At 75.0% G+C, this 508-nt stretch carries 1 pseudogene; it reads left to right on the forward strand.

The annotated features are described in order from the left end of the window. Positions 1-508 (forward strand): annotated as a pseudogene (locus AC1DWF_RS38950) (hypothetical protein); the annotation flags it as partial.

Here is a 508-nt window from a genome sequence, read left to right on the forward strand (position 1 = left end):
GTGCTGGAGATGGGCGAACCGATGCGCGTCCTTTCCCTCGACGGCGCGCTCGGTGGCGAGGCCGCGCCCGCCGGTCCCGGCGTCGTCGCCGATCGGATCCTGATGCTGCCCGGCGCGCGCGCCGAGATCCTGATGGGAGCCGGTGGCGCCCGCATGCTGACCCTGCGCACCGCCGGACTGGCCACCGCCCGGGAGCGCGACGCGGATGGCGAACTCCAAGGCGATGTCTGGCCCGCCCTGGCCCTGGCCCGCATCGCCGTCCCGGCCCAGCCCGCTCCGCTGCCGCCCTGGCCGGCCGCCTCCCGCGCGCCTGAGCCTGCGCCTATCGCCGTGCCGGCGCCGCGGCCGGCCGCGATCGCCGAGGGCTGTTCGGTCCTCCCGCCGGACACCACGGCCCATCAATGGCGACGACGCATCACCTTGGATCGCACACGCGGCGAAGAGGGCGAGCGCTTCCTGATCGGCCAGGAGATCGTGGATCAGCAGGGCAGGCCCTACGTGCCTGCCA

This window comes from Aminobacter sp. P4_D5, from assembly GCF_056401815.1.